The organism is Gilvimarinus gilvus (assembly GCF_030518155.1).
In the GTDB taxonomy this organism is placed as follows: Bacteria; Pseudomonadota; Gammaproteobacteria; order Pseudomonadales; family Cellvibrionaceae; genus Gilvimarinus; species Gilvimarinus gilvus.
The window spans coordinates 1-545 of record NZ_JAULRU010000271.1 but is presented as its reverse complement, the minus strand read 5'-3'; the positions used below and the strand labels follow the sequence as shown (position 1 = coordinate 545).

At 40.2% G+C, this 545-nt stretch carries 1 protein-coding gene; it reads right to left on the bottom strand.

The genetic code is table 11. The features are described 5' to 3' along the window. Nucleotides 1-287: 287 nt before the first annotated feature. On the bottom strand, nucleotides 288-545 hold a 258-nt coding region (locus tag QWI17_RS04755), incomplete at its 5' end, for a regulatory protein RecX (RefSeq protein WP_302721372.1).

Here is a 545-nt window from a genome sequence, read left to right as displayed (position 1 = left end):
CAGGAATCAGTGAACTACTTTCCACAATCTCATGCCCATGGCTCTGGAAATATTCCAAAAAGGCCTGACGCAGTTCAGCACTTGTCATATTTTTCATGGTTTTAATCGCTCGTAATACCTGACGGTCATCAGCACTCTTTCTAAACAATACAAAAACATAGAAAAAGGCTTAGAAATCATTATAAAAATGGCGAGGTAGTATATAACGAGAGGATAAAATCTACGAATTTTTTTGTTTTAAGCGCATTTCTGATCGAATTTCATACAAGCAGAGCTCCAATGGAGACTCAAATGCCTTCATGACCGATAGTAATGGCGTGATTAATTTGCTCCGAGGTGAAGCCTCTTTGCGACATAAAACGCATTCTTTTAGCCCGCTCTTTATAATCATCGACGGCTAACGCTGCTTTATATTTTCGTTTATACCGATCTACAGCTAACTCAAACCAGTCAATATCTGCCGCTTCAAATGCCCAGGCAACTAATTCGCTATCAACCCCTTTACGTTGCAATTCAAAACGGATCTTGATCATTCCCTGCCCCTG